The 23,886-nt window shown below is 70.1% G+C and carries 24 protein-coding genes; 16 read left to right on the forward strand and 8 right to left on the reverse strand.

All coding sequences use genetic code 11. From position 1 onward, the window contains the following. Positions 1-48 precede the first annotated feature (48 nt). The 4 genes from QFZ50_RS11520 to QFZ50_RS11535 all read left to right on the forward strand — a co-directional run bounded on the left by QFZ50_RS11520 (position 49) and on the right by QFZ50_RS11535 (position 3,343). Positions 49-1,926: a PspC domain-containing protein gene (locus tag QFZ50_RS11520; protein ID WP_307084288.1), complete on the forward strand. Its 1,878-nt coding sequence runs from the start codon at positions 49-51 to the stop codon at positions 1,924-1,926. After that, on the forward strand, positions 1,923-2,165 hold the full coding sequence (locus tag QFZ50_RS11525) for a hypothetical protein (protein ID WP_307084290.1): 243 nt from the start codon (positions 1,923-1,925) through the stop codon (positions 2,163-2,165). The genes QFZ50_RS11520 and QFZ50_RS11525 overlap by 4 nt, the downstream gene beginning before the upstream one ends. A 49-nt stretch (positions 2,166-2,214) precedes the next feature. Next, on the forward strand, positions 2,215-2,454 hold the full coding sequence (locus QFZ50_RS11530; protein WP_307084292.1) for a PspC domain-containing protein: 240 nt from the start codon (positions 2,215-2,217) through the stop codon (positions 2,452-2,454). 82 nt (positions 2,455-2,536) lie between these two features. Beyond that, positions 2,537-3,343, forward strand: a complete 807-nt coding sequence (locus tag QFZ50_RS11535) for a carotenoid biosynthesis protein (protein ID WP_307084294.1) — start codon at positions 2,537-2,539, stop codon at positions 3,341-3,343. A 14-nt stretch (positions 3,344-3,357) separates the two neighbouring features. Here QFZ50_RS11535 and QFZ50_RS11540 read toward each other — a convergent pair whose 3' ends face one another. After that, on the reverse strand, positions 3,358-4,863 hold the full coding sequence (locus tag QFZ50_RS11540; protein ID WP_307084296.1) for a phytoene desaturase family protein: 1,506 nt from the start codon (positions 4,861-4,863) through the stop codon (positions 3,358-3,360). Beyond that, the gene (locus tag QFZ50_RS11545; protein WP_307084298.1) at positions 4,860-5,726 is read right to left on the reverse strand and encodes a UbiA family prenyltransferase; all 867 of its coding nucleotides are present in this window, start codon (positions 5,724-5,726) and stop codon (positions 4,860-4,862) included. Before QFZ50_RS11545 ends, QFZ50_RS11540 begins: the two co-directional genes overlap by 4 nt. A gap of 230 nt (positions 5,727-5,956) precedes the next feature. On the opposite strand from QFZ50_RS11545, the gene QFZ50_RS11550 reads away from it, so the two are divergent. Then, positions 5,957-6,982, forward strand: coding sequence for a 6-phosphofructokinase (locus QFZ50_RS11550; RefSeq protein ID WP_307084300.1), 1,026 nt, complete (start codon positions 5,957-5,959; stop codon positions 6,980-6,982). Positions 6,983-6,985: 3 nt separating this feature from the next. Next, on the forward strand, positions 6,986-7,711 hold the full coding sequence (locus QFZ50_RS11555) for a GNAT family N-acetyltransferase (RefSeq protein ID WP_307084302.1): 726 nt from the start codon (positions 6,986-6,988) through the stop codon (positions 7,709-7,711). Between the two features lie 29 nt (positions 7,712-7,740). On the opposite strand, the gene QFZ50_RS11560 is transcribed toward QFZ50_RS11555, so the two are convergent. The 4 genes from QFZ50_RS11560 to QFZ50_RS11575 form a co-directional block, all read right to left on the reverse strand. Next, complete coding sequence (locus tag QFZ50_RS11560; RefSeq protein ID WP_307084304.1) at positions 7,741-8,202, reverse strand: ankyrin repeat domain-containing protein; 462 nt, start codon at positions 8,200-8,202, stop codon at positions 7,741-7,743. 80 nt (positions 8,203-8,282) lie between these two features. Then, a complete protein-coding gene (ygfZ, locus tag QFZ50_RS11565) occupies positions 8,283-9,371 on the reverse strand; it encodes a CAF17-like 4Fe-4S cluster assembly/insertion protein YgfZ (protein ID WP_307084306.1) in 1,089 nt (362 codons plus the stop codon). A 73-nt stretch (positions 9,372-9,444) separates the two neighbouring features. After that, on the reverse strand, positions 9,445-10,044 hold the full coding sequence (locus tag QFZ50_RS11570) for an FABP family protein (protein ID WP_307084308.1): 600 nt from the start codon (positions 10,042-10,044) through the stop codon (positions 9,445-9,447). 207 nt (positions 10,045-10,251) lie between these two features. Next, positions 10,252-11,004 carry a hypothetical protein gene (locus tag QFZ50_RS11575; RefSeq protein WP_307084310.1) on the reverse strand — a complete coding sequence of 251 codons (753 nt, stop codon included), beginning with the start codon at positions 11,002-11,004 and terminating at the stop codon, positions 10,252-10,254. Positions 11,005-11,187: 183 nt separating this feature from the next. Between QFZ50_RS11575 and QFZ50_RS11580 the strand changes: the two genes are divergently transcribed. The 6 genes from QFZ50_RS11580 to QFZ50_RS11605 all read left to right on the forward strand — a co-directional run bounded on the left by QFZ50_RS11580 (position 11,188) and on the right by QFZ50_RS11605 (position 17,841). Further along, positions 11,188-11,895 carry a winged helix-turn-helix transcriptional regulator gene (locus QFZ50_RS11580; protein ID WP_307084312.1) on the forward strand — a complete coding sequence of 236 codons (708 nt, stop codon included), beginning with the start codon at positions 11,188-11,190 and terminating at the stop codon, positions 11,893-11,895. Positions 11,896-12,090: 195 nt separating this feature from the next. Then, positions 12,091-13,059, forward strand: a complete 969-nt coding sequence (mshD, locus tag QFZ50_RS11585) for a mycothiol synthase (protein WP_307084314.1) — start codon at positions 12,091-12,093, stop codon at positions 13,057-13,059. 74 nt (positions 13,060-13,133) lie between these two features. After that, the gene (locus tag QFZ50_RS11590) at positions 13,134-15,353 is read left to right on the forward strand and encodes an RNA degradosome polyphosphate kinase (RefSeq protein WP_307084315.1); all 2,220 of its coding nucleotides are present in this window, start codon (positions 13,134-13,136) and stop codon (positions 15,351-15,353) included. Further along, positions 15,353-16,318: an NUDIX hydrolase gene (locus QFZ50_RS11595; RefSeq protein WP_307084317.1), complete on the forward strand. Its 966-nt coding sequence runs from the start codon at positions 15,353-15,355 to the stop codon at positions 16,316-16,318. The genes QFZ50_RS11590 and QFZ50_RS11595 overlap by 1 nt, the downstream gene beginning before the upstream one ends. A 159-nt stretch (positions 16,319-16,477) precedes the next feature. After that, positions 16,478-17,257, forward strand: coding sequence for a thymidylate synthase (locus QFZ50_RS11600; protein ID WP_307086788.1), 780 nt, complete (start codon positions 16,478-16,480; stop codon positions 17,255-17,257). Next, on the forward strand, positions 17,254-17,841 hold the full coding sequence (locus tag QFZ50_RS11605; protein ID WP_307084319.1) for a dihydrofolate reductase: 588 nt from the start codon (positions 17,254-17,256) through the stop codon (positions 17,839-17,841). Before QFZ50_RS11600 ends, QFZ50_RS11605 begins: the two co-directional genes overlap by 4 nt. A 134-nt stretch (positions 17,842-17,975) precedes the next feature. Here the strand turns inward: QFZ50_RS11605 and QFZ50_RS11610 are convergent, their stop codons facing one another. Beyond that, a complete protein-coding gene (locus tag QFZ50_RS11610; protein WP_307084321.1) occupies positions 17,976-18,836 on the reverse strand; it encodes an LssY C-terminal domain-containing protein in 861 nt (286 codons plus the stop codon). 40 nt (positions 18,837-18,876) lie between these two features. On the opposite strand from QFZ50_RS11610, the gene QFZ50_RS11615 reads away from it, so the two are divergent. From QFZ50_RS11615 to QFZ50_RS11625, 3 genes are all read left to right on the forward strand, one after another. Beyond that, positions 18,877-19,578, forward strand: coding sequence for a TMEM175 family protein (locus QFZ50_RS11615; protein WP_307084323.1), 702 nt, complete (start codon positions 18,877-18,879; stop codon positions 19,576-19,578). A 92-nt stretch (positions 19,579-19,670) separates the two neighbouring features. Beyond that, on the forward strand, positions 19,671-20,810 hold the full coding sequence (gene asd / locus QFZ50_RS11620) for an aspartate-semialdehyde dehydrogenase (protein ID WP_307084325.1): 1,140 nt from the start codon (positions 19,671-19,673) through the stop codon (positions 20,808-20,810). 102 nt (positions 20,811-20,912) lie between these two features. Continuing rightward, positions 20,913-21,353: a DUF6194 family protein gene (locus tag QFZ50_RS11625; RefSeq protein WP_307084327.1), complete on the forward strand. Its 441-nt coding sequence runs from the start codon at positions 20,913-20,915 to the stop codon at positions 21,351-21,353. Between the two features lie 45 nt (positions 21,354-21,398). Here the strand turns inward: QFZ50_RS11625 and QFZ50_RS11630 are convergent, their stop codons facing one another. Beyond that, positions 21,399-23,225 carry an HNH endonuclease signature motif containing protein gene (locus QFZ50_RS11630; RefSeq protein WP_307084329.1) on the reverse strand — a complete coding sequence of 609 codons (1,827 nt, stop codon included), beginning with the start codon at positions 23,223-23,225 and terminating at the stop codon, positions 21,399-21,401. 171 nt (positions 23,226-23,396) lie between these two features. Between QFZ50_RS11630 and QFZ50_RS11635 the strand changes: the two genes are divergently transcribed. Continuing rightward, positions 23,397-23,825 carry a hypothetical protein gene (locus QFZ50_RS11635; RefSeq protein WP_307084331.1) on the forward strand — a complete coding sequence of 143 codons (429 nt, stop codon included), beginning with the start codon at positions 23,397-23,399 and terminating at the stop codon, positions 23,823-23,825. The last annotated feature ends 61 nt before the right edge of the window (positions 23,826-23,886 follow it).

The following is a 23,886-nucleotide window of genomic DNA, read 5'->3' on the forward strand; positions in this document are numbered from 1 at the left end:
GGGTCGGCCCCGATACCGCGGCCCCGTTTCCCACGGAAGCATGGAGGCATGACCTCAGCACCGAACCCAGGCGGGCCGTCCTGGCAGCAAGAACCGGCCGCACCGCATCCAGCGGGACCTCCCACCTCGTCGGCGTTCTACCGCTGGATCCGCGGGCTGGACGTCACGCGGGCACCCGACCGCTGGCTGGGCGGAGTGGCCGGCGGCGTGGCCCGCCGCACGGGCCTGGACCTGGCCCTCGTCCGGGGACTGATCGTGGTCCTGGCCGTCTTCGGCGGCATCGGCGTGCTGCTGTACGGACTCGCGTGGGCTCTACTCCCCGAGCCCGACGGACGCATCCACCTCGAGCAGGCCGGCCGGGGCTCCTGGACCTCCGGGCTGACCGGCGCCGCGGTCCTGGTGACCATCGGGCTGTGGGGCCCCAACGTCCCCTTCCGCGGGGACGGCGGGGGGTTGATCTGGACGCTGTTCTGGATCGCCGCCGTCATCCTCTTCGTGTACTGGATCGTCAACCGGTCCAGCGGCGGTGGAGTCCGTCCGGGAATGCCGGGTCATGGACCCAACGGCTACGGTGGCGGTCCCGGTGGTGGTCCGGTTCCCCCTTCCGGGCCTGCACCGTTCGGGCCGGCCGCACCGCCGGCCTCCGGCGGACCCGGCCCTGCCGGTCCCACCGGCCCCTTCGGGCCTACGGGTTCAGCCGGTCCCTCAGCCGGTCCCTTCGGACCTACGGGCTCAGCCGGTCCCACCGGACCTACCGGACCTATGGGCTCCGCCGGTACCGGCGGTTCCGACAGCTCTGACAGCTCTGACAGCTCTGACAGCTCGTATGGTCCTACCGGTTCGGCCGAGTCCGAGGATCCCGACGACTCGGGAGATCCCGTCCGGACGTTCGGGAGCGCGACCTACGCGGCCGGGTCCTCGTCCGCCGGATCCTCGTCAGGAGGGTCCTCCTCCGACGGGACCGACGTCGGACAGGACAGCGACGGACAGGACGACGACCGCAACGCCGTCCAGGACCCGGATGCGTACCGGACGGTACCGCTGCCGTACCGGCCCGACGCCTCCACGCAGACCCGTGCCTACCCGCAGCCGTACGAGCCCTACCAGCCCTACCAGGGCTGGTCCGAGGTCTCGGCCTATCCGGGAGCAGGGACCCTCGACGCCGGCGCTCCGGGCCGGAAGGCTCGGGCGGTCGACAACCGACCGCCCCGCCCCTCCGGGTCCGCCACGGCACTCCTCATCGGCGCGGCGGTGACCGTCGCCGCCATCGTCCTCGCCTTCGACTACATGAATGTCCTCGATGTCTCGAACGCGGCCGTCGTGGCACTCTCCACGGCAGCGATCGTCCTCGCCCTGGGCGTCGTCGCACTGGGCCTCCGGGGCCGCACCTCGGGGCTCGTCGGCCTGACGGCGGCCCTCGCGACGATCGGGGCTCTCATCGCCTCGTTCACCCTGGTCGGCGGAACGTGGATCGTGGCACAGGAGTCGAGAACCGTGCCGGCATCGCTGCAGGCAGCCTCGGACGGGTACAGCGTCCTGGCCGCGCAGACCACGATCGACCTCGCCGACCTGCCCAGGCCGGCGCGGGACGTCGTGGTACCGGTGAACTCGCTGGCCAGCGACGTCACGGTGGTGGTCCCCGAGGACGTACCGGTCGAGGTACGCACCCGGATGGCGCTGGGTAGCGCCGACGCCCAGGGGACGGCGTCGGACTCCGACACGCCGTCACCGCGGTTCGACGGCGACGGCGGCGTCCTGCAACTGAGCAAGGGCGAGCTGAACCCCGATGCGACCGGGGCCACGCTCATCCTCGACGTGCGGGGCGCCCTGAGCGACGTCACCGTCGTGACGTCGCCGGGCATCGACACCTCCCCCGACAGCACCCCCACCCCGAGCCCCGGCACCCCCGCAGGAGACACCCCATGAGCACCTCACTGAACCGACCGAAGCGCCGCGCGCGCGTCGTCACCATCGTCTGGGGAGCCCTTCTCCTCGCGGTCGCCGTCCTGCTCCTCGTCAGCCAGTTCATCGCGTTGACCATCGACCCGGTGATCGTGGCCCTCGGCCTGCTCGTCGGTGTCGGGCTCACGCTGGTGGCGGGTGGCATCCTGTCACTACGGACACGGCCGACGTCGGAGGACGACGACGGCCCCTCGACCTACTGACCACAGCGCACCTCCCCCATACGACCCCATACGACCCGAAAGGCACACCATGCAGTCCTTCTACCAGATCCTCCGCTCATCCCCCGTCAAACGGGCGCCGGGTGGCATCTTCGGCGGTATCGCCTCCGGTATCGCCCGGCAGTACGGCTGGCGCGTGAGCTACGTGCGCATCGGGATGCTGCTCAGCTTCCTCCTGCCGTTCATCGGACTCCCCCTCTACCTCGTCCTGTGGCTGCTGCTCCCCGCGACCGACGGCACCATCGTCCTGGAGAAGCTCCTCCGCCGCTAGGGCCCCTGCACCACCCACGGAAGGGACATCCGCGCATGCCGCGGATGTCCCTTCCGCCGTGTGACCTGCGAGGATGGACAGCGTGCCGAAGACCACCCCCGCCCACGCCTTCCCGCGCCTGCTCATCGCGTCCTGCGCCTTCCTCTTCATCTCCGGCTACTTCGTGGTGCGGTTCCCCGACGTCGAGGGTGCCGAATACGCCTCGTACGGCTTCAACCTGCTGATCGCGTTGCCCGCGTTCATCGCCCTCGTCCGGCAGTTCGGTGCAGCGCGAGGGGCCGCGGCGCTCGCAGCCATCGCCGTCTTCGGCTACCTGATCGAGGGCTTCGGGGTGGCGACCGGATACCCCTACGGCGAGTTCTACTACGGCGATCCGCTCGGCCCCACGATCCTCGGCCTGGTGCCGTACCTGCTGCCGCTCTCGTACGTCCCGCTGGTCATCGGCGCGGTCGCCGTGGTGTCCGGGACCGGGACCGTCCTGCGGAGGATCGTCCTCGGCGGGCTGCTGCTGGTGGTGGTCGACGGCGTCCTGGATCCGGGAGCTGCAGCGCTCGGCTTCTGGATCTGGCCCGACGGCGGCCCCTACTACGGGGTGCCCCTCTCCAACTACGTCGGGTGGCTCATCTCCGGACTCATCGCGTCGGCCCTCCTGACCTGGATCGGGGGGCGACGGCTCACAGCGGCGCCACTGCGACCGGGGCTCGTCGACAGCCTGCTCGTCTCGATGTTCCTGTGGCTGGGGGTGTGCGTCTTCTCGGGGCTCCTGTTCCCCGCCGTCCTCGCGGCCGCACTGATCGTCCTGCTGGTCCGCCGTCGCCTGCAGCTCGCCGAGACAGCCCACGCGCCACGGGAGAGCGACGAACCGGTGGAGGCCGCGCCGCGCTCCTGACGCGGCATGCCGCCCTACCTCTCGGGGTCGAGGCGTGCCAGGAGTTTCTGCGTGGACATCATGGCCCCGCCGAGCACCGCCGGCAGCCCTCCCCCGGGATGCACCGAGGCCCCCACGCGCCACAGCCACGGCCGCACCGGATCCGAGTAGGGCGGCACGTGGAACGGTCCGCTCATCCAGGCGGGACGGACGGCCCCGTAGAGGGCGCCGCCGGCCGAACCCTGCTCACCGAAGTAGCCGGGATCGAGGATCTCGTGCTCGCCGAAGTACTCCTCGATGGGCTCGGGCAGCCCCAGGACGCGCGTCGTCCTGTCGAGCTCACGCCGCACGAACGGGTCCTCGAGCGAGTACGTCTTCCCGTTCGCGGGTGCCGTGAGGAGCAGTGCGAGGGTCGCCGAAGCGTTCGGGTACACCCCGTGCGCCGGGTAGTAGTTGGCGAACGCCATGGTCTGGCGGGGCTCGTCGCCGGCCTCGAGGCTGGCGTACAGGGCCGCCGGGTCGTCCGGCATGATCACGCCGTGGCGGCTCGTCCCCTCGGGCAGCGGCCGGGCGAGGACGGCGTAGATGCCGACGGCGGAGCAGGTGAGCTTCCGGGGGATCCTGGGCGCGCGGCCCGCGAGGAGCCCGCCGAGGCGGTGCGCATCGAGGGCGCTGACGACGGCGTCGGCAGGGTAGGTGCCCGTCGCGGTGACGACCCGGCGTCGCCCGATGCGCTGTGCGGGCTCGCCCGTGCGGATCTCGACGCCGGCGTCGACCGCGAGCCGTTCGAGGGCCAGCACCAGCTCGTAGATGCCGCCCTCCGGGATCCACACGCCATCCTGCGCCATGATGGCGGGCATGCTCGCGTACAGGGCCGGCGTACGGGTGGGGCTCACACCGGCGTTGAGGGTGTGGATCGCGATGACCTCCCGCAGGCCGTCGGGCAGCCACGGCAGGCTGTCGAGGTAGCTGCGTGTGGTGAGCCTGCGCCCGTACAGCCGTCCCAGCCGGGTCAGCGCGGGGTAGGCCGCGGTGTCGAGCGGTCCCGTGGTGAGCAGGCGTGCCACGTCCCCGCCGAGGATGCCGTGTTCGGCCGCGAAGCGCACCCAGGCCTCGTGCCAGGGGTGCCCCTCGGGCACGGGCAGCGGGCACTGCTCGCCGCGGTAGTAGTACGTGCCCACCTCCTCGAGGCGTGCGAGCCGCAGGTCCGCGATATCGGCCGAGCCCGCCGCGCCGGACAACCCCGTCGCTCCGGACGGCGGAACGATGGACGGAGCGACGGCGGACGGTGCGGTATCCGGGGGTGCTGTTTCGGACGGCGCGACGGCGTCGAGCAGTGCCAGGAGCTCCTGCCACACGGCAGGGAAGGTGAGGAGCGACGGCCCGGTGTCCATGCGCTGCCCCGCGACCTCGATGCGGCGGCTCTTGCCACCCACATGACCGGAGGCCTCGAGCAGCGTCACGCTGTGGCCCGCGCGCCCGAGCAGTGCGGCCGCGGTGAGGCCACCGATCCCGCCGCCGACGACGACGACCCGGCTCATCGGTACAGCCCCAGCGTCAGCGCGACGACGAGCTGGACGCCCGCGACGGTCCCCGCGACGTACGGGAACGCGATCGAGTAGCGGTACAGCCGGTGCCCCGTCGCGGGGCGCGGGTCCCTGTACAGCCCCCACAGGAGCCATCCGGCGATCAGGGCGTTCACGACGGCGACCGGGATGTTCACGAGGGCGAAGCACACGGTCGAGACGGCCCACCACGCGCCGCTCCAGGCGACGACGCCACGCACCCCGAGCCGCACCGCGGTCGTCGTGATCCCCGCTCCCCTGTCCTCGTCGATGTCCTGCACGGCGTCGTACGTGTGCTTCGCCGCACTCCAGGCCATCAGACCGACGGCGGCAGCCCACACGGGCTCATGACCGAGCGCGTACGGGACGAGGACCAGCGGGAACGCATAGGCGGCGTTGCTGATCGAATCGAGGTACGGCCGCGCCTTGAAGCGCAGCGGCGGGGCGGAGTAGAAGACGAAGACGAGAGCGTAGAGCGCTATCCAGGTAAGGGCCGCGGGCGGCAGGGTCAGCGCGAACCAGGCGAGGAACGGGACGTTCGTGACGAGGACGGCGAGCCATATGGCGCGGACCTCGGAGGCCCTGATCCGGGCGCCCTCGAGCGAGCCCTTGCGGGGGTTGAGGGCGTCGGTGTCCTGGTCGAAGATGTCGTTGACGCCGTAGATGAGGAGGTTGAACGGCAGCGTGAGCCAGATCAGGAGCGCGAGCGCCTCGACCTGCCAGAACGTGCCGGTGAGCCACATCCCGACGACACCGGTGCCCAGGGTGTTGATCCAGAGGACGGGGCGGGAGATGTGGACCATGCGCAGCGCCGCTGGCGCAAAACCTGCCTGGGGCACTGCGGGTGTCCTCCTCGGACCGGCTGGGCGCGCATCGTAGGGGCTGGAGCCCCTGGTGCGCCGGACGGTCCCCAGCCTACGGGGTCGGCGGTGCACGCAGCGCCGGGTGTCCGCGAGCGGTGGCCCGGCGCAGCGTCGGCCGCCGGGCCGCGGTGTGTCTAGAATCATAGTCGGGCCCGACGGCGTGCTCCGGATGGATCAACCACCTCGTCAAAGGAACCCCACGCCATATGAAGATCGGAATCCTCACCAGCGGCGGCGACTGCCCCGGGCTCAATGCCGTCATCCGCGGTGCCGTACTCAAGGGCATCAAGGTGCACGGGCAGGAGTTCGTCGGCTTCCGTGACGGGTGGCGGGGCGTCGTCGAGGGCGACGTCATGGACCTCCCGCGGCACGCTGTGAGGGGGATCTCGAAGCAGGGCGGCACCATCCTCGGGACCTCCCGCACCAACCCCTTCGAGGGCAACGGCGGCGCCGACGCCATCAAGGAGAACCTCGAGCGCCTCGGGATCGACGCGATGATCGCGATCGGCGGCGAGGGCACTCTGGCCGCCGCCAAGCGCCTCACGGACCTCGGCCTCAAGATCGTCGGGGTCCCCAAGACCGTCGACAACGACCTCGACGCCACCGACTACACCTTCGGTTTCGACACCGCCGTGCAGATCGCCACCGAGGCCATCGACCGGCTGCGCACCACCGGCGAGTCGCACAGCCGCTGCATGATCGCCGAGGTGATGGGCCGCCACGTGGGCTGGATCGCACTGCACGCCGGAATGGCGTCCGGCGCCCACGCCATCCTGATCCCCGAGCAGCAGACCAGCATCGAGCAGATCGCCGAGTGGGTCTCCGACGCCAACGCGCGAGGCCGCGCCCCGCTCGTCGTCGTCGCCGAGGGTTTCGTCCCCTCGCACATGGAGCAGGCACACTCCGAACGCGGACTGGACACCTTCGGCCGGCCCCGCCTCGGCGGCATCGCGGACCAGCTCGCGCCGGAGCTGGAGGCACGGACGGGCATCGAGACCCGTGCGACGATCCTCGGGCACATCCAGCGCGGCGGCGTCCCCACGTCGTTCGACCGAGTGCTCGCCACGCGCCTCGGCATGGCGGCGGTGGACTCGGTCAGCGACGAGCTGTGGGGCACCATGGTCTCGCTCAACGGTACGGAGATCGCCCACGTGGGCTTCGAAGCGGCGCTCGGGAACCTGAAGCGGGTTCCGCAGCACCGGTACGACGAAGCCGCCATCCTCTTCGGCTGACCGATGGACCTCGACCCGGGCACCATCTCGATCATCCAGCTCGCGTGGTCGCGGCTGCTCGGACTCGACGACGGGGCGCTCGGCGACGGGGACCCGGGACGCCTGTACAGCATCGACGACGACGCCTCCGTGGTGACCTTCGTGACCCTGTTCGGGCGCGAGATCCTCAGGGGGCCGGGCTGGGCCGTCGACGCCGGGCGGGACCTGCCCGGTCCGGAACTGCGCAGCACGTCGACGCTGCTCACGCTCACCCGTGACCATGGCGGACGCGGGCTCGGTGAGGCCCAGCTGTACTTCTGCGACGCCCTGCCGCAGTTCGACGAGCCGTCCGCCGTCGTCTCGAGCGAGACTGCGCTCGTCCGCGCGCTCGAGCGCAGGTGTCCGCCCGACGACGTCGCCGAGGCCGGCCTCGGCGGGGTCGAGTACCCCTTCGTCCTGGTGCACGGGAGCGACGGCGAGGGCGGCGCGGAGCCCACACCGCTGGCCGGCGCCGGTTACGACATCTGGGAGGGCATCCTGGCGCACGTCGCCGCCATCACACCGCCGGAGGAACGGCGCAAGGGCTATGCGGGGCGTGTGGCGGCCGTCGCGGTCGAGGAGGCGATGGCCGCGGGGCTCGTACCCCAGTGGCGTGCACGGACGGACAACACGGCATCGCAGCGGACGGCCCGTCGGGCGGGCTTCGTCTTCGCGGGGACGCAGACGTCCGTGGCCTTCGACCAGCGGTGAGGGCGCGACACCTCACGCGCTGAACCGCCCTACCGGCCGAACAGCTCCAGGAGCTCCGTCCGCCCGAACAGCTCGGCGGCGGCACGCGCCGACGGCGTCCCTGCATCGGGGTCGGCTCCCGCTCCGGCGAGGAGCCGCACCACGTCGGTGTGGCCCTTGAAGACGGCTCCGGCCAGGGGCGTCTGCCCGCGGTCGTTGGCCTGGTCGGCGTCGGCGCCGCGGGCCAGGAGATCACGCACGATGCCCGGGTGCCCGTTGTACGCGGCGAGCATCAGGAGGCTGTCGCCGGCCGTGTTCGTCAGCGTGAACGGCACACCCGCATCGAGGTACCGCACGAGGGTCGCGGTGTCGCCCTGCCGGGCAGCATCGAACAGGGCGTGCGCTAGGGCGATCGCGGCTGCGGCCCCGGCATCGTCCTGCGGACCGGTCGCGGTCTCCGCACCATCGCCGGACGCTGCCTCAGGGCCGGGCGCTGTGCTGCCGTCAGGCATCGTCCTGCTGCCGCCCCGCGGTGTACCGCCGCCGGGCCGTGGACCTGCACCGTCCGGCACGCCGCCGTCGTTCCCGGCGCTCATCGCGGTGCTTTCAGGAAGCCCGTCGCCCGCCCGACGACCTGCCCCGCGTCGGGTGCCACGATGACCTCCTGGCCTGCGGCATAGCGTTCCTCCCCGTCCTGGACGAGGAGGTCCGCCGAGGCGTCCACGGAGCGCTTGAGGACGGCGAGGGCGATGGGGCCCATCTCGTAGTGGTGGCCCACGGAGGTGACCCGGCCCACGGTGCGGCCCTCACTGATGACGGGGCTGCCCGGGGCCGGGAGGGTGTGCTGGCTCCCGTCGAGGTGCAGGAACGTCAGCCGGCGGGGCGGATGCCCGAGGTTGTGGACGCGTGCGATCGTCTCCTGGCCCTTGTAGCAGCCCTTCGCGAGATGCACGGCCGTGCGCATGAGGTCCAGTTCGTGCGGGATGGTCTTCTCGTCGGTCTCGAAACCGGGCCGCGGCCGCCACGCGGCGATCCGCAGGGCCTCGGCCGCGAGCGAACCGGCGAGGGCCAGACCCGTCGAGGCGACGGCGTCCTCGATCCCGTTCCGCGGCACGAGGTACTCGAACCAGGGCCGCTCCCGTCCGGGATGTGCGTCGTCGACGATCGAGTAGGCGTAGCCACCCGTCCCGACGGCGGGCCAGGGGTCCTCCCACACCACGACGTCGTCGCCCAGTCCGGGAAGGGCCCGGGTGGCCCCGAGGACCGCCCAGGCGTCGGTGGCGTCGGTGATCTCGACGCGGAGCATGAACTTCATACGCTCGAGGAATGCGGTGAGCGGGGCGGCCTCACCGCCTTCGGTGACGAGCCACGTGGTGGCGCCGTCGTCCACGACGTGCGCCGCGTACTCGATGCGGCCCTGCACGGTGAGGAGCAGGGTCTCGGAGCTCTGCCCGGGCTGCAGGCCGAGGAGCAGCTGGGAGGAGAGCGTGTTGAGCCAGCTCAGGCGGTCCGGCCCGGAGACCGTCACGACGCCGCGCTGCGAGAGATCGACGACGGCCTGCCCGTCGGCGAGGAGTCGCTGCTCCCGGAAGGGGTCGCCGTAGTGGGACGCCACCCCGGCGTCCGCTCCGCCGCCTTCGACGGCTCCGGATCGGCTGAGGAAAGGGCTGTGCGAGGTCATGACGGTATAACGCCTTCCGGGCGGGACTATTCCGCGGTGCTGGTGGAGCCGGTGGCGCGCAGTACGGCGGCGCTCAGGAGGCTTTCTTCAGGATGGCGGAGGCGTGGGCCTCCAGGGAGTTGCCGTCGGCGGCCACGTCCCAGCGCCAGTAGAGGTTGCCCTCCACCAGGCCGAACAGGCGGGTGGCCGCCGTGTACTCCTTGGAGTGCTGGCCACGCATCACCAGGTCGGTGCTCAGCTGGATCTGGGGGCCCTTGATACTGCCGTAGTACAGCTCCGCGATGCCGCCGGGGTGGACGATCGTCGCGGTGATGTCGAAGCCGCCCGCCGCGTTGCGGAACTGCTCCACCTCGTCGGCGGTCTTGAGGGACGGGACGATGTCCGCGGGGCTTAGCCCCGGGCCGACGTCCGCGTCGTTCAGCTTGCGATCGAGCGCCCAGAAGCCCGTCTCCACGGAGAGCGGCCGCAGCTGCGAGCCCTGCTCGTCGATGAGCCACGACTCCGCGGTGTACTGCAGGTAGGGAAGGCCGTTCTGCGAGAACGTGACCCGCTGGGAGAAGCGCTCCGAATCGGCGGTTCCCTCACCGAGCATCCCCGTCCCCTCCCAGGTTCCGAGGAGCCACGACAGCGGGACGAGTTCGGGCGTGAGGTCGGTGGGCAGGTCAATCGACATGGGGACTCCCGGTCGGTCGGCTACTTCTGGCCCTTGTAGAGGCGCGTGATGACAAGGGCTGCGAAACCCGCCATGCCGAGACCGGCGACGACCAGCAGCGAGATGAAGAAGATTTCAAGAGCAAGGATGGACATGCTCCCATCCTAACGCCCGGTCCGTGGGCCACCGGACAGGTGCCGGCAGCACCCGGCGCCCGCGAATCTGTGCTCAGGTGAGGAACAGCTTGTCGAGGAAATACACGACGGCGCCGATCGCGAGGACCGGCGCGACTCCGGCGGCGACGGCCGCGAGGACCGCCAGCGGTGCTTCCCGTCCGACGAGCAGCCGGCGGGTCCCCGCGATCACCACGCCGCAGGCGAGTCCCACGACCCCGGCGGCCAGGGCCGGCACATCGGTGAACAGGGCTGCCCCGAGAGGTCCGGCGAGCGCCGCGAGGGCGACGGCGACGGGCGCCACGAGCCGGTCCGGGAAGGGAAGGAGGCAGACGGCGATAGCGATGAGGACACTGACCCCGGTCACGAGCGTCATCCCGGAGTCGGCGGCGTTCGCGCCGAGGCGGTCGGCCGCCACCCAGCCCGAACCCATGCCGACGACGACGGCCCCGGAGCTCGCTCCGAGCGTCGATTCCAGCCGGAGGCTCTGCCCGGTGCCGCGGAGGAGCTGGATCATGAAGACGGCACCGACCCCGAGGGCCACGGATGCTGGGAACCAGGTGAGGAAGGACGGGCCTGGGGTGATACCGGCGAGGACGACGGCGAGCAGGGCGCTCAGCCCGATCGCCGTCGACAGGCTCTTCCGGGCGGGTACGCGCAGGATGTACGGCCACCCCACGGCGGTGAGGATGCACGCGACCGCCGTGACGATCGCCACCGCGGAGTGGGAGATGTAGGAGGACGCGACGATCGCCGCGGTCGCCAGCGCTGCGGCTCCGGCCGCTGCGGCCACACTCGTCCTCTTCACCCCAGCAATACTGCCCTACGCATACTGGCGGCGCGAAAACCCGCGTACGGAGGGAGGAGGGCGCGTGGGATCCCTCACAGGGCTGCGGCTATACTTGTCGAAATCTCTACCGCCTCCCGGCTCCGGACCAGGAACGGGGGCGCCACTGCCCGATGATGCGCGTTCCCTACCCGTGGAGGACACATGCCGCACATCCTGATGCTGACCAACACCACCGGCTCGTCCGTCGAGATCCTGCCGGCACTCGAGTTGCTCAACCACAAGGTGCACATCCTCGCGGCGGAGCCCACGGCCCTGCTCGACACCGACCCGTGCGACGTCGTCCTGGTGGATGCCCGGAAGGACCTCGTCGGCGCCCGCTCCCTCACCCAGCTCCTCAAGGCCACCGGCCTCAGCGCTCCCCTCGTCCTCGTCCTCACCGAGGGCGGCATGGCGGCGGTGGCCGCGAACTGGCTCGCGGACGACGTCGTGCTCGACTCGGCCGGCCCCGCGGAGGTGGAGGCGCGGCTGCGCCTCGTCATCGCACGGTCGGCGGCGGCGGGCGAGGAGACGAGCACGGAGATCCATGCCTCGGGCGTGGTGATCGACGAGGCCAGCTACACCGCACGCGTGGGCGGGGAACCGCTGAACCTCACGTACAAGGAGTTCGAGCTGCTGAAGTACCTGGCGCAGCATCCGGGCCGCGTCTTCACGCGTGATCAGCTCCTGCACGAGGTGTGGGGCTACGACTACTACGGCGGCACGCGCACCGTGGACGTGCACGTGCGGCGCCTGCGCGCGAAGCTCGGGTCCGACCACGAGCAGCTCATCGGGACGGTACGGAACGTGGGGTACCGCTTCACGCTGACCCGCCTGCCCGAGGACCGCAGCTCGGTCGACCAGGACGCCTGAGGCCCGGACACGAAGAAGCCCCTTCCACCCGCAGGTGGAAGGGGCTTCTTTGTTCCTGATGGAACCGTGGTGGAGGACATACGGGTCGAACGTATCGCGGGCGCCCCACTGGCGCATCCCCCTCGAGCGAGCACCAGACTACCGTACGGGGCATCACTCGCCAAACCCCTCGACGGGCAGGGCTAGGCTGGGCGCATGACCGTCGCACAGCCTGTCCCCACCTGGTCCGTCGAGCGGATCGCAGGCGCGCCCGGGTCGTCCGTCCTCGGTGACGTCCGACGGCTCGCGGCCGCAGCAGCGGAGGCGGACGGCAACCCGCCCCTGTCCGAGCAGACCCTCCTCACCCTCCGGGCGGACGGTGCGGGCGATCGCCTGCTCGTCTTCACGGCGCGTACCGCAGGGCAGCAGGACGGCGAGCTGGCCGGCGTGGCCGTCATCACCCGCGGCGCGGACGGTGCGGTCCTCGAACTCGTCGTCGGGCCCGACTGCCGGGGCGAGGGCGCCGGCACCGCGCTCATCGAGGCCGTCCTGGCCGAGGGGATCAGCGATCTGCAGGGCTGGTCGCACGGGAACCACTCCGCGGCCGCGGACCTCGCCGCACGCTTCGGCTTCGTCCCCGTGCGCGAGCTGTGGCGGATGCGCCTGACGCGCGCGGCCGCCGAGCAGTCCGTGCCGGAGGTGCGCCTGCCCGACGGCGTCGTGCTGCGGCCGTTCGTGCGCGGACAGGACGAGGAGGCGTGGCTCGCAGCCAACGCCGCGGCGTTCGCCCATCACCCCGAGCAGGGCGCCACCACCCGCGCCGACCTCGAGGCACGCATGGACGAGGAGTGGTTCGACGCCGACGGCTTCCTGCTCGCCGTGCGGGAGGAGGACGGCACCCTGCTCGGCTTCCACTGGACGAAGGTGCACGCGGGCCTCGGCGCACACCCGCCCATGGGCGAGGTGTACGTGGTGGGCGTGACCCCCGAGGCGCAGGGCCTGGGCCTCGGCAAGGCGCTGACCGTCGCGGGCATCGAGTACCTCCACGGCAGGGGCCTGCAGGCCATCATGCTGTACGTCGACGCCGACAACACGGCGGCCGTCGCCCTGTACCGGAAGCTCGGTTTCACCCGGTGGGACGTCGACGTCATGTACGCGGGCAAACGGGCGTTACCCACCTTGTAAGGTGGTTTCCGAGGCGTGTCCCGGCCTGCAGGGCCGGGCACGAGCCCATGCCCGCCCACGCTGCAGGAGACGCAATGGATGAGACACGACGCCGGAGCGCGTCCCTGTACGGATCGTCCGAGACGGCTCCAGCCCGGGCGACCCAGGACCGCATCGACATCCCGGACTTCGCTCCGAGCCTCCTGCCGTCCGGCGAGATCCGCCCCGACCGTTTCCTGGACCGGGAGATCAGCTGGCTCGACTTCAACGCCCGCGTCCTCGAACTGGCCGAGGACCCCGACCTGTTCCTCCTGGAGCGGGTCAGCTTCCTCTCCATCTTCGCGTCCAACCTCGACGAGTTCTTCATGGTGCGGGTCGCCGGCCTGAAGCGGCGCATCGCCACCGGACTGGCCGTGCCTTCCGCCGCCGGGCTCAGTCCCATCGAGCAGCTCGAGAAGATCATGAATGACGGCTACCAGCTGCAGCAGCGCCACGCAGCGGTGTTCGCCGAGCACATCCGGCCCGCGCTCGCCGAGGAGCAGATCCACCTCACCACCTGGGAGGAGCTCGACGAGACCGCGCGCGCGGAGCTGCACAAGATGTTCGCCGAGAAGGTCTTCCCGATCCTCACCCCGCTGGCCGTCGACCCCGCGCACCCCTTCCCGTACATCTCGGGGCTGTCCCTGAACCTCGCGGTCGTGGTCCGCAACCCGGTCAGCGACAAGGAGCTCTTCGCGCGCGTCAAGGTGCCCGACCAGCTGCCACGCCTCATGTCCGTCGACGGACCGCGTGCCGGCAACGTCGCCGGGCGCATCGCGCGCTTCATCCCGCTCGAGGAGGTCATCGCCGTCCACCTCGATCAGCTCTTCCCGGGCATGGAGGTCCTCGAACACCACCTGTTCCGTGTCACGCGCAACGAGGACCTCGAGGTCGAGGAGGACGACGCCGAGAACCTCCTGCAGGCCCTCGAGAAGGAGCTCCTGCGCCGCCGGTTCGGCCCGCCCGTGCGTCTGGAGGTGACCACGGACATCAATCCGAGCATCCGTGCGCTCCTGTCACGGGAGCTCGGGGTGGAGGAGGACGAGGTGTACACCCTCCCCGCTCCCCTGGACCTGCGGGGGCTCAGCGTGATCGCTGGCATCGACCGGGGTGACCTGCACTACCCGAAGCACGTCCCGCACACGAGCCGCCACCTCAACGAGAGCGAGACCTCGAAGGCGGCGAACGTCTTCGCCGCGATGCGCCGGCGTGACATCCTGCTGCACCACCCGTACGACTCGTTCTCGACGTCGGTGCAGGCGTTCCTGGAGCAGGCGGCAGCCGACCCCAAGGTCCAGGCCATCAAGCAGACCCTCTACCGCACCTCGGGCGACTCGCCGATCGTCGACGCCCTGATCGACGCCGCCGAGGCCGGCAAGCAGGTGCTCGCCCTCGTGGAGATCAAGGCCCGCTTCGACGAGCAGGCCAACATCTCCTGGGCCCGGAAGCTCGAGCAGGCCGGCGTGCACGTGGTGTACGGCATCGTGGGCCTGAAGACGCACTGCAAGCTCTCCCTGGTGGTGCGGCAGGAGATCGACGGCCTGCGCCGCTACTGCCACATCGGCACGGGCAACTACCACCCGCGGACCGCCCGGTACTACGAGGACCTGGGTCTGCTCACCGCCAACGAGCAGGTGGGCCAGGATCTCTCGCGGCTGTTCAACCAGCTCTCCGGGTACGCCCCGAAGTCCACGTTCAAGCGACTGCTGGTCGCGCCGCGCTCCGTCCGTTCGGGCCTGATCGACCGGATCGAACGGGAGATCGCCAACAAGCAGGCAGGCCGCGCCGCCCGCGTGGTCATCAAGGTCAACTCGATGGTGGACGAGGCGATCATCGACTCGCTCTACCGTGCGTCGCAGGCCGGGGTGAAGGTGGACGTGATCGTCCGCGGCATCTGCTCGGTGCGGCCGGGCGTCCCGGGCCTGAGCGAGAACGTGACGGTTCGTTCCGTCCTCGGACGGTTCCTCGAGCACTCACGCGTCTTCGCCTTCGCGAACGGTGGCGAGCCGGCGGTGTTCATCGGCTCCGCGGACATGATGCACCGCAACCTCGACCGCCGTGTCGAGGCCCTCGTGCAGCTCAGTGCACCCGAGGACATCTCCTACCTGATGAGCCTCATGGACCGCTACATGGATCCGGGGGTCTCCAGCTGGCACCTCGACGAGACGGGCTGCTGGACACGCCACCACAAGGACGACGACGGCGCCCCCCTCGAGGACATCCAGTCCTGGCTGCTCGCCTCGCGGGCTCGGCAGCGTGCGGTGTCACGCCGCTGATGGCCACATCGACAGAGAGCACCTCCGCCGCTTCCACCCAGGGCGGCGGCGAGGTCATCGCCGCCGGGACGCTCTGCTGGCGGATCGAGAAGGGCCAGCTCCAGGTCCTGATCATCCACCGGCCCCGTTACCGGGACTGGTCGTGGCCGAAGGGCAAGCTCGATCCGGGAGAGACGACGCCGGAGTGTGCTATCCGCGAGACCTTCGAGGAAGTGGGGCTCAGCGTCAAGCTCGGCATCCCGCTCGCCACCATCACCTACCCGGTGTCCTCGCGCGACAAGGTCGTCCTGTACTGGGCGGCGAGAACCGATCGCCTGCGGCCCGTACCGGACGGCAAGGAGGTGGACCGGGTGCAGTGGGTGTCGCCGGAGGAGGCACGCGACATGCTGAGCAACCCGTCCGACGTCGAGCCGCTGGACGCCCTCGTGGCAGCACATGCGGCCAAGGACCTCCAGACGTGGCCGCTGATCGTGGTGCGGCACGCGAAGGCGAAGCCGCGTTCCTCCTGGAGCCGGGCCGAGGGTGATCGGCCCCTCGCCGCCACCGGCCGGCGGCAGGCCATCGCCGTGAGCCGCCTGCTCCAGGCGTGGAATCCCGAGCGCGTGGTGAGCAGCCCGTGGGAGCGCTGCGTGCAGACCATCTCCCCCTACGTCAACCAGCGCAGTGCGAAGCTCAAGCTCGTCGACGCCCTCACGGAGCACGACGCCGCCCGCAGGCCGGGACGCGCGAAGGCCGCCGTCGAGCGGGTCTTCGACAAGCGGCGGCCCGTGGCACTCTGCACGCACCGTCCCGTGCTGCCGCTCGTCTTCGCGGTGCTGGGCGACCACATGCCGGCAGGACTGCGGCAGCTCCTCCCTGTCGACGACCCGTACCTCGCTCCGGGCGAAGCGGTGATCTGCCAGGTGAGCAGCGCGAACCCCGGGCGCATCGTGTCGGTGGAGCAGTTCCGTGCGTACGACGACTGAGCGCGGTCCGGCCGTGGCCTGGAGGAGGTCGGGCAGCGGTGTGTCGGCGCGGGCCCACAGGCAGCCGCCGCAGCCTCCGGCGGGCGAGGCGTTTCGCCTAGACTTGACCGGGTGAGCACCCCCATCCCCACCCCATACGAGGACCTGCTGCGCGACGTGATGGCGAACGGCGCGGCGAAGAGCGACAGGACGGGCACCGGCACACGCAGCGTCTTCGGCCGGCAGCTCCGCTTCGACCTCAGCGAATCCTTCCCCCTCATCACCACCAAACGCGTGCACTTCAAATCCGTGGCGCTCGAACTGCTCTGGTTCCTGCGGGGAGATTCGAACGTCCGGTGGCTCCAGGAGCGCGGCGTGTCCATCTGGAACGAGTGGGCGGACGACGACGGCGAGCTCGGTCCGGTCTACGGCGTCCAGTGGCGCTCCTGGCCCACGCCCGACGGCGGTCATATCGACCAGATCGCCCAGGTGGTCGAGGCCCTGAAGACCAATCCCGACTCCCGCCGGCACCTCGTCTCGGCGTGGAACGTCTCGGAGCTGCACAAAATGGCGCTGCCCCCCTGCCACGTGTTCTTCCAGTTCTACGTGACGCCGGGTGTCGACGGTGGCCCGGGACGGCTCTCCTGCCAGCTGTACCAGCGGTCCGCCGACACGTTCCTCGGCGTGCCCTTCAACATCGCCTCCTATGCACTGCTGACCCTCATGGTGGCGCAGCAGACCGGTCTCGAGCCCGGAGAGTTCATCTGGACCGGCGGTGACGTCCACGTCTACGACAACCACGTGGAGCAGGTCGCCGAACAGCTGTGCCGGCAGCCGTACCCGTACCCGCGCATCGAGCTGAGGCGGAAGCCGGACAGCATCTTCGACTACACCCTGGAGGACTTCGACGTGGTCGACTACCAGCACCACCCCACGATCAAGGCCCCGGTGGCGGTATGAGCGAGGCAACCTCCCCCGGCAGCCTCAGCGTGACCGACGCCGTCGGGTCGCGTTCCGTGATCGGCCTGATCTGGGCACAGACCGAGAACGGTGTGATCGGCAAGGACGGCGGCATCCCCTGGCACGTGCCCGAGGACATGGCGCACTTCAAGGCCACGACCACCGGACACCCCGTCATCATGGGACGCCGTACCTGGGAGTCCTTCCCCCTGAGATCCAGGCCCCTGCCGGACCGGACGAACATCGTCGTGTCCCGTTCGGGCACCGACCTGCCGGGCGCCGTCGTCGTCGGCTCCCTGGACGCCGCGTTCGAGGCGGCACAGGCCGCTCCGGGTGCCGAGGAGATCTGGGTGATCGGTGGCGGCCAGATCTACGCGGACGCCATGGAGCGGGCCAACGCGGCGCTCGTCACGGTCGTTGAGTCGGCGACCGAGGGGGACACCGTGGCGCCGTCCCTGGGCGCGGAATGGGCGCTGGCGGCGTTGACGCCGGAAGCCGGCTGGCTCGAGTCCTCCACCGGGATCCGGTACCGCATCAGCCTCTGGACCCGGTCCGCACAGGAGGCCGCACCAGGCACGGCCTGACCTGCCCGGGTGGCGCGTATTGTCTCGGGCCCGTCGGCCGGGCTGTCGGTCAGTTGGGCCCGGCCGCTCTCCTACCCCCTGCCCCATCTCCTGGCCCTTGCCCGTCGCTCGACCCCGAGGAGCCGTCCGGACCCTCACGACGCGCGGTCGGCCCGCTGATCCGTCGAGGTCAGGGTCAGGATGGGCAGGTCGCCGTCCGTCTCGATGGCATCCCCACCTCCGTTCCGGCTGTGGTAGCCGGTCGAGAAGTGGCGGACCGTGTGGACATCGGCCCTCGGTCCCAGGCTGGTGACCACCCAGTCCCGCTCGTCATCGGTCCGCTCGGCGATCTTGTGGGTCACCTGGAAGGTGAACAGGGACAGGCCGACGCTGCGGTCGAAGGTCGCTGCCCCCACGAGGTCGACGTCGAAGCCGCCCGGGAGGACCCAGCCCGGCGGACACACCCAGAAGCGCACATGGTGCCGTTGGGCCGGGTTGCCGGCCACCTCCTGCTCGAAGGCGAGGTCCTGCTTCTGGCCGAAGACGAACAGTGGGCTCACAGGGGCCGAGGGGTAGCTTCTGCGTAGGATCGACGACCTGGTGATCCGCCAGCCGCTCCGGAACGTCAATGGATCGGCCTCGGTCCAGCCGGACGACACCATGGCGGTCCGGAGGCTCTCGGTGCTGCCGATGACGGCGAGGTTGATCGGGTCGCCGAGGAGTCCGTCGGCGGTGCGGGTCCGTCCGATGAAGTAGTCGGGGACGTAGATCCGGGTGAGCAACCGGTTGATCCGCGGCACCAGGACATAGGCGGCGAGCGCCCAGATGATCACGAACACCCAGGGCTGGCGGTCGCCGTCGTCCACCTCGTCCAGGAACAGCGCGTAGATGGCCCATCCGGAGAGGACCACCACCGCGAGGAAGAGGACACGCTGGCCCAGGAGTACCACGGTGCTCGCAAGCCTTCCGGGTCCTCGTGCCGTGCCGCGTCGCTGTCCGCGAGGCACCTCGTTCATCCGCCTATCCTAGGTCCGGCCGAGAAGCTAGGCTCGGACGGTGCCGCACGCCGAGGACGAACCACCGGGTCGGAAGGACCTCAGGTCCAGGTACAAGGTACTGCTCACCCGGGGTGACTCCACCGAACGGACCGTGTTCTTCAGCGACGCCGTGTTCGCCATCGCCATGACGCTCCTCGTCCTCGACCTGGAAGTGCCGGACGGCCTTCCACCCGATCAGGTCGGTGCTGCCCTGGTGCAGCAACTGCCGCATTTCTTCTCCTTCGCACTCAGCTTCGCCGTCATCGGTAGCGCCTGGCTGAACCACCACCGGAAGTTCAGCGTGATTGTCCGCTACGACTTCCGGTTGCAGGTCCTGAATCTGCTCCTGCTCTTCTTCGTCGCCGTGCTTCCTCTACCGACCAGCCTGCTCAGCGAGTACGGCGGCAAGGCGTCGCCCTGGCCCGTGGTGGTCTATGCGGCGGTGGTCGCGGGTGTCTACTCGATGCTGAATCTGGTGTGGGCGTATGCGTGGCGGGCAGGGCTCATGGCGCCCGCCGTCGACCGTGACCTCTACCGCTACGTGCTGCGGGCGCTGCTTCCCGTACCGCTGGTATTCGCTGCGAGCATCCCCGTCGCCTTCGTGGTGCCCGGAGTCGCCATGTACCTGTGGCTGCTGATCATCCCGGCGGACATGGTCGTCCATCGGATAGCCTCCGCGCAGGCAGCAGGACCGGGCCAGAGGCGCGGCGCAGCGGCGTGAGGACCGGGCCCCCCGGCCCTGCGCCACCCTGACCGCAGCGGCGCCCCTTCACAAAGGGCGGCTTAGCGAGCGCACCGCCTAAACTGGAAAGCATGACTTCAGCACCCGAGAGTTCCGCCCTGCCGTCCGTCGGATTCGTGGGCTGGCGCGGCATGGTGGGCTCGGTCCTCATGCAACGCCTGCAGGACGAGGGCGATTTCGCCCGTATCAACCCTGTGTTCTTCTCGACGTCGGCCGCCGGCGGCGCGGCGCCGTCCTTCGCCGAGGGTGCGGGTACGTTGCAGGACGCGTACGACGTCGAGATCCTCGCGAAGCTGCCGATCATCGTGACCGCGCAGGGTGGTGACTACACGTCCGAGGTGTACCCGAAGCTGCGTGATGCGGGGTGGTCGGGCCTGTGGCTCGACGCCGCGTCGACGCTCCGCATGGCACAGGACAGCGTGATCGTGCTCGATCCTGTGAATCGATCTGCCATCGATGCTGCGCTCGCCAGCGGTGTCCGCGATTTCATCGGCGGCAATTGCACGGTCTCCTGCATGCTCATGGGTCTGGGCGGGCTCTTCCGCAACGGGCTCGTCGAGTGGGGCACCTCCATGACCTACCAGGCGGCGTCGGGCGGTGGAGCGCGGCACATGCGCGAACTCCTGAACCAGTTCGGCGCACTTCACGGGACGGTCGCCCTCAACCTCGATGATCCCGCCTCGGCCATCCTGGACATCGACCGGGCGATCCTCGCCAAGCAACGCCACCCGAGCCTCGAGGCCTCCCAGTTCGGCGTCCCCCTGGCGGGTTCGGTGATCCCGTGGATCGACAGCGACCTCGGCAACGGACAGTCGAAGGAGGAGTGGAAGGCCGGTGCGGAGACGAACAAGATCCTCGGAACGGACACCCGCATTCCGTTCGACGGCCTGTGTGTCCGCGTGGGTGCCATGCGATCGCACTCCCAGGCGCTGACCCTGAAGTTGACCGAGGATCTGCCGGTGAGCGAGATCGAGTCGATCATCGCAGCCGACAACGAGTGGGTGCGGGTCGTCCCGAACACGAAGGTGGACACCCTCGCGGGACTCACGCCCGTCGCGGCCACAGGCTCCCTGGAGGTCCCGGTGGGGCGCATCCGCAAACTGGAGATGGGCCCCGAGTACATCAGTGCCTTCACCGTCGGCGACCAACTGCTGTGGGGTGCGGCCGAGCCGCTGCGCCGGATGCTGATGATCGCCACCGGCAACCTCTAGCGCACGTCATCGCCATTCCGTGATCCATCCGGCCATGCCGGGCGAATCAACGGTGTGACGCCCGTCCGCCGTGGCGGACGGCGGTGATACTGGATCATGGGCATGGACGAGATCATCGAGGCGATCAGGACATTCGACGGGGTGCTGGAGGTGGCGCCCCGCGAAGGCGACGGTACTCCCCCGATCGCGTGGGGTGACCACTTCTTCTACTACTCGCCCGATGGAACCGTGCCGCAGCGCACCCAGCCCTACGCGACGATCGTCACGAAGGACTACCCCGACGACACACTCTCGAACCTCGATGCGGAGGGCCGGTGGCGACTGAACATCCACGTCGGGTCGGCGAGGGCCCGGGAGCTCACGGGTGACAGAGTGGATGATCCTGATCCCAGTCGGGCCGACACGATCCTGCTGCATCCGGTCTACGGTCACCTCGGCTGGGTGGCCATCGTGAACCCGGGTAGCCGGACGGGGCCCGCCGTGATGGATCTCCTGCGCGGAGCCCACGAGGACGAGCGACGGCGCGTCGCTCGCCGGGCCTAGGCCTGCGGAGCGACGCCGAGCAACGATGGACCGCTGGCACCGCCATCAGCATCGCTGCGACCGGGCTGGGCGTGCCAGTACCTGTTGCGCCGGGCAGCGGTACCGCGGCGATTCACGTGGGGAGGTGGCGTGAACCACGGGATGCCGTTGTGCGCTGCCACTGCCCACTGGCCGAGGTGGATGACGTGGTGATGGTGCGCGCACAGCAGGACCCCGTTGTCGATGCTCGTCATCCCGCCCGCGCGACCATGGCGTCATGTGGTGTGCTTCGCACCAACTCGCAGGGATGGTGCAGTCCGGGAACGCGCATCCTCTGTCCCTCGCGACCAGGGCACGGCGCAGGTGAGGCGGGAACAGGCGTGCAGCTCTGCCGATATCGAGGACCTGCCCCTCACCGCCGAGCACGAGCGGGACGATGTCGGCGTCGCATGCGATCCGGCGGATACTGCGGGCGCTCAGGTGCTCGGTAAAGACGGCCCGCCCGGTTCCGGGTCGATCCGCCGGACCACCGGTTCGAGCACCGCGCGACGGTGCGCCGTGTCCAGCCCTTCGGACCCGTTCCAGCGCATCCGAACCGCCCATGGTGCTGCCACCCACCGACGGGCTCCAGCTGCCGGTGTCCGGGACTCCTGACAGCACGTCCGGGTGGGCAAGGGTTTCCACGTCTGCCACCAGGTCCCTGTAGTCGATCGTCACCATCACCTGCGGCCTGTGCCCGCCGGTCGCCGGCAGGTGCGTGGTGGAGAGGGCGATCCGGCACGCACCTACCAGACCGTCGAGCATGCTCTGCGCCCGGGTGGGAGCTTCGATGGCGTCCGCAACTGACGATGCGCGGTCTTCGTCGCCCTGCGACGCCCCGGAGTCTCCGAGGAGGTGAGGATCACCGGCGCCATCGAGCGCTCCGGGGACACCTGGCGTCCCGGGGTGCGCGACCGTTGCGGAAGCAGCGAGCGTCCTGGCTGCACGGGGATTGGTGGCGGTATTCATGACCGTGGCCAGCTGCTCGAACTGTTCGTCGGTGGCACCGATCTCGAGGATGTGCAGCCCGTGCCGCCGGCCTCGGAGGAACACTCCCTGCCGTGTCCGCAGGACCTTCTCGGTGGGTTCCTGGCCGTCCTGGTCCAGGACCATCTCCCATCGGCGTGCGACGACACGCAGGACGTCCTCGTCGGACTCGACTGCCTGCAGCGTCAGATGCTGCTCCATCGACGCCAACTGCTCAGGACGAGCGACGCATCTGACCCGTTCCACCGAGGAGCAGATGATGGTGGCCGCACGCCCGCTCACGGTGCCCGAACCCAGCGCACGACCAAGGACCGCCAGGGGCGGACCGACAGGACTCCCCGACCGAGCAACACCGGGCACCACGTTGTGCGCCAGAACCAGACGGCGCTTGGCCTCGCTTCGGCTGATCCCCAGCCGTGCCCGAAGGTAGTCCGCGCAGTTCCGGAAGCGGTTCCGGCCAGCGCCGTCCCCAGAACCATCACCGGTGTGCCCCTCGGGGTCCGCTCCCCCGTCAGAGCCGTCCGCAGGGCCGGTACCGGCCCCAGCACCCCCAGCAGGACCTCCAGCAGTGCCGGCCGGACCCGCTCCCCGGACGAGTTGTTCTGCCCTTTCCTGGAGCGAGCCGACGCCGGTCCGCTGATGCCCCGCAGCGAGGTCCGCCTCTTCCGCCATACCTGCGGCGAGGACCTGCAGATGGTCGACGATCCGCGAGATGTCCTCGATACCGACGAGCGTCTGCTCCGTCTCGCCCGTCGACAGGGTCCGGCCGGACCCGGCCAGTCCCTCGGCCACACGCACCAGAACCGAGCGCACGAGCCTCAGGGAGACGTCAGTCTCCTCGGGGTCCTCGATCGGTGCGATAGCCATACCCGATTTTATCGAACGTACTTACTATTCCGAAGGGTGGACCGCCATTGTGGAGGAGAGGTGGACCACTGCTCCTCCACACCCGGCGGCCACACCTCGGGTGTGGAGGAGCAGTCACGGAGCATCGACGCTGGGACACAAAAGGTCGGAGGGCCCGTGCAGGATGAGCGCATGGACAACGTGAACGCAGACACCATCCTCCGGCGCTTCTTTGCGGCGAGCGGTCACGTGCAGCACCCAGAGAGCCTGCTGCGGTACGAGCGCGTACAGGGCCATCTCCGCGACTACCTCGAGCTGGTCGCCGCGGCCCGGCTGACGGACGGCGAGCAGGAACTGCTGGCCCTCGAGCGACAGTTCGGGACGGAGACCCCCTACGTGCAGGTCATGGGCGCGCGGGACCTGCTGCACGCCCTGCCCGACTTCCTCGCCGCCCCGCATCTCCTCCCTGACTTCCACGATCGGCTGGCACAGATCAGCGTGGCATCGCGCCTCGCACAGTGGCTGTGTTCACGGCAGCTCGTGCAGCGGGAGGACAGCTGGGAGGACGTCGTCCTCACACGCGCCGCTGCGGAGCAGGCCCGGCGCTCCCCCGCCCTCTGACAGGCAAAGGCGTCGGCGCGCAGGCGCGCCTGTCATGAGCCCAGCCACGCGCCCGGCTACG

It is taken from the genome of Arthrobacter agilis (genome assembly GCF_030816075.1).
GTDB lineage: Bacteria > Actinomycetota > Actinomycetes > Actinomycetales > Micrococcaceae > Arthrobacter_D > Arthrobacter_D agilis_E.

Coding starts and splice junctions, on each gene's coding strand:
- QFZ50_RS11625 (WP_307084327.1), top strand. CDS start 20,913: ATGGACGAGATCATCGAGGCGATCAGGACATTCGACGGGGTGCTGGAG.
- QFZ50_RS11525 (WP_307084290.1), top strand. CDS start 1,923: ATGAGCACCTCACTGAACCGACCGAAGCGCCGCGCGCGCGTCGTCACC.
- QFZ50_RS11550 (WP_307084300.1), top strand. CDS start 5,957: ATGAAGATCGGAATCCTCACCAGCGGCGGCGACTGCCCCGGGCTCAAT.
- QFZ50_RS11630 (WP_307084329.1), bottom strand. CDS start 23,225: ATGGCTATCGCACCGATCGAGGACCCCGAGGAGACTGACGTCTCCCTG.
- QFZ50_RS11635 (WP_307084331.1), top strand. CDS start 23,397: ATGGACAACGTGAACGCAGACACCATCCTCCGGCGCTTCTTTGCGGCG.
- ygfZ (WP_307084306.1), bottom strand. CDS start 9,371: ATGACCTCGCACAGCCCTTTCCTCAGCCGATCCGGAGCCGTCGAAGGC.
- QFZ50_RS11530 (WP_307084292.1), top strand. CDS start 2,215: ATGCAGTCCTTCTACCAGATCCTCCGCTCATCCCCCGTCAAACGGGCG.
- QFZ50_RS11610 (WP_307084321.1), bottom strand. CDS start 18,836: ATGAACGAGGTGCCTCGCGGACAGCGACGCGGCACGGCACGAGGACCC.
- QFZ50_RS11605 (WP_307084319.1), top strand. CDS start 17,254: ATGAGCGAGGCAACCTCCCCCGGCAGCCTCAGCGTGACCGACGCCGTC.
- QFZ50_RS11555 (WP_307084302.1), top strand. CDS start 6,986: ATGGACCTCGACCCGGGCACCATCTCGATCATCCAGCTCGCGTGGTCG.
- QFZ50_RS11540 (WP_307084296.1), bottom strand. CDS start 4,863: ATGAGCCGGGTCGTCGTCGTCGGCGGCGGGATCGGTGGCCTCACCGCG.
- QFZ50_RS11590 (WP_307084315.1), top strand. CDS start 13,134: ATGGATGAGACACGACGCCGGAGCGCGTCCCTGTACGGATCGTCCGAG.
- QFZ50_RS11595 (WP_307084317.1), top strand. CDS start 15,353: ATGGCCACATCGACAGAGAGCACCTCCGCCGCTTCCACCCAGGGCGGC.
- QFZ50_RS11600 (WP_307086788.1), top strand. CDS start 16,478: ATGGCGAACGGCGCGGCGAAGAGCGACAGGACGGGCACCGGCACACGC.
- QFZ50_RS11570 (WP_307084308.1), bottom strand. CDS start 10,044: ATGTCGATTGACCTGCCCACCGACCTCACGCCCGAACTCGTCCCGCTG.
- mshD (WP_307084314.1), top strand. CDS start 12,091: ATGACCGTCGCACAGCCTGTCCCCACCTGGTCCGTCGAGCGGATCGCA.
- QFZ50_RS11560 (WP_307084304.1), bottom strand. CDS start 8,202: ATGCCTGACGGCAGCACAGCGCCCGGCCCTGAGGCAGCGTCCGGCGAT.
- QFZ50_RS11520 (WP_307084288.1), top strand. CDS start 49: ATGACCTCAGCACCGAACCCAGGCGGGCCGTCCTGGCAGCAAGAACCG.
- asd (WP_307084325.1), top strand. CDS start 19,671: ATGACTTCAGCACCCGAGAGTTCCGCCCTGCCGTCCGTCGGATTCGTG.
- QFZ50_RS11580 (WP_307084312.1), top strand. CDS start 11,188: ATGCCGCACATCCTGATGCTGACCAACACCACCGGCTCGTCCGTCGAG.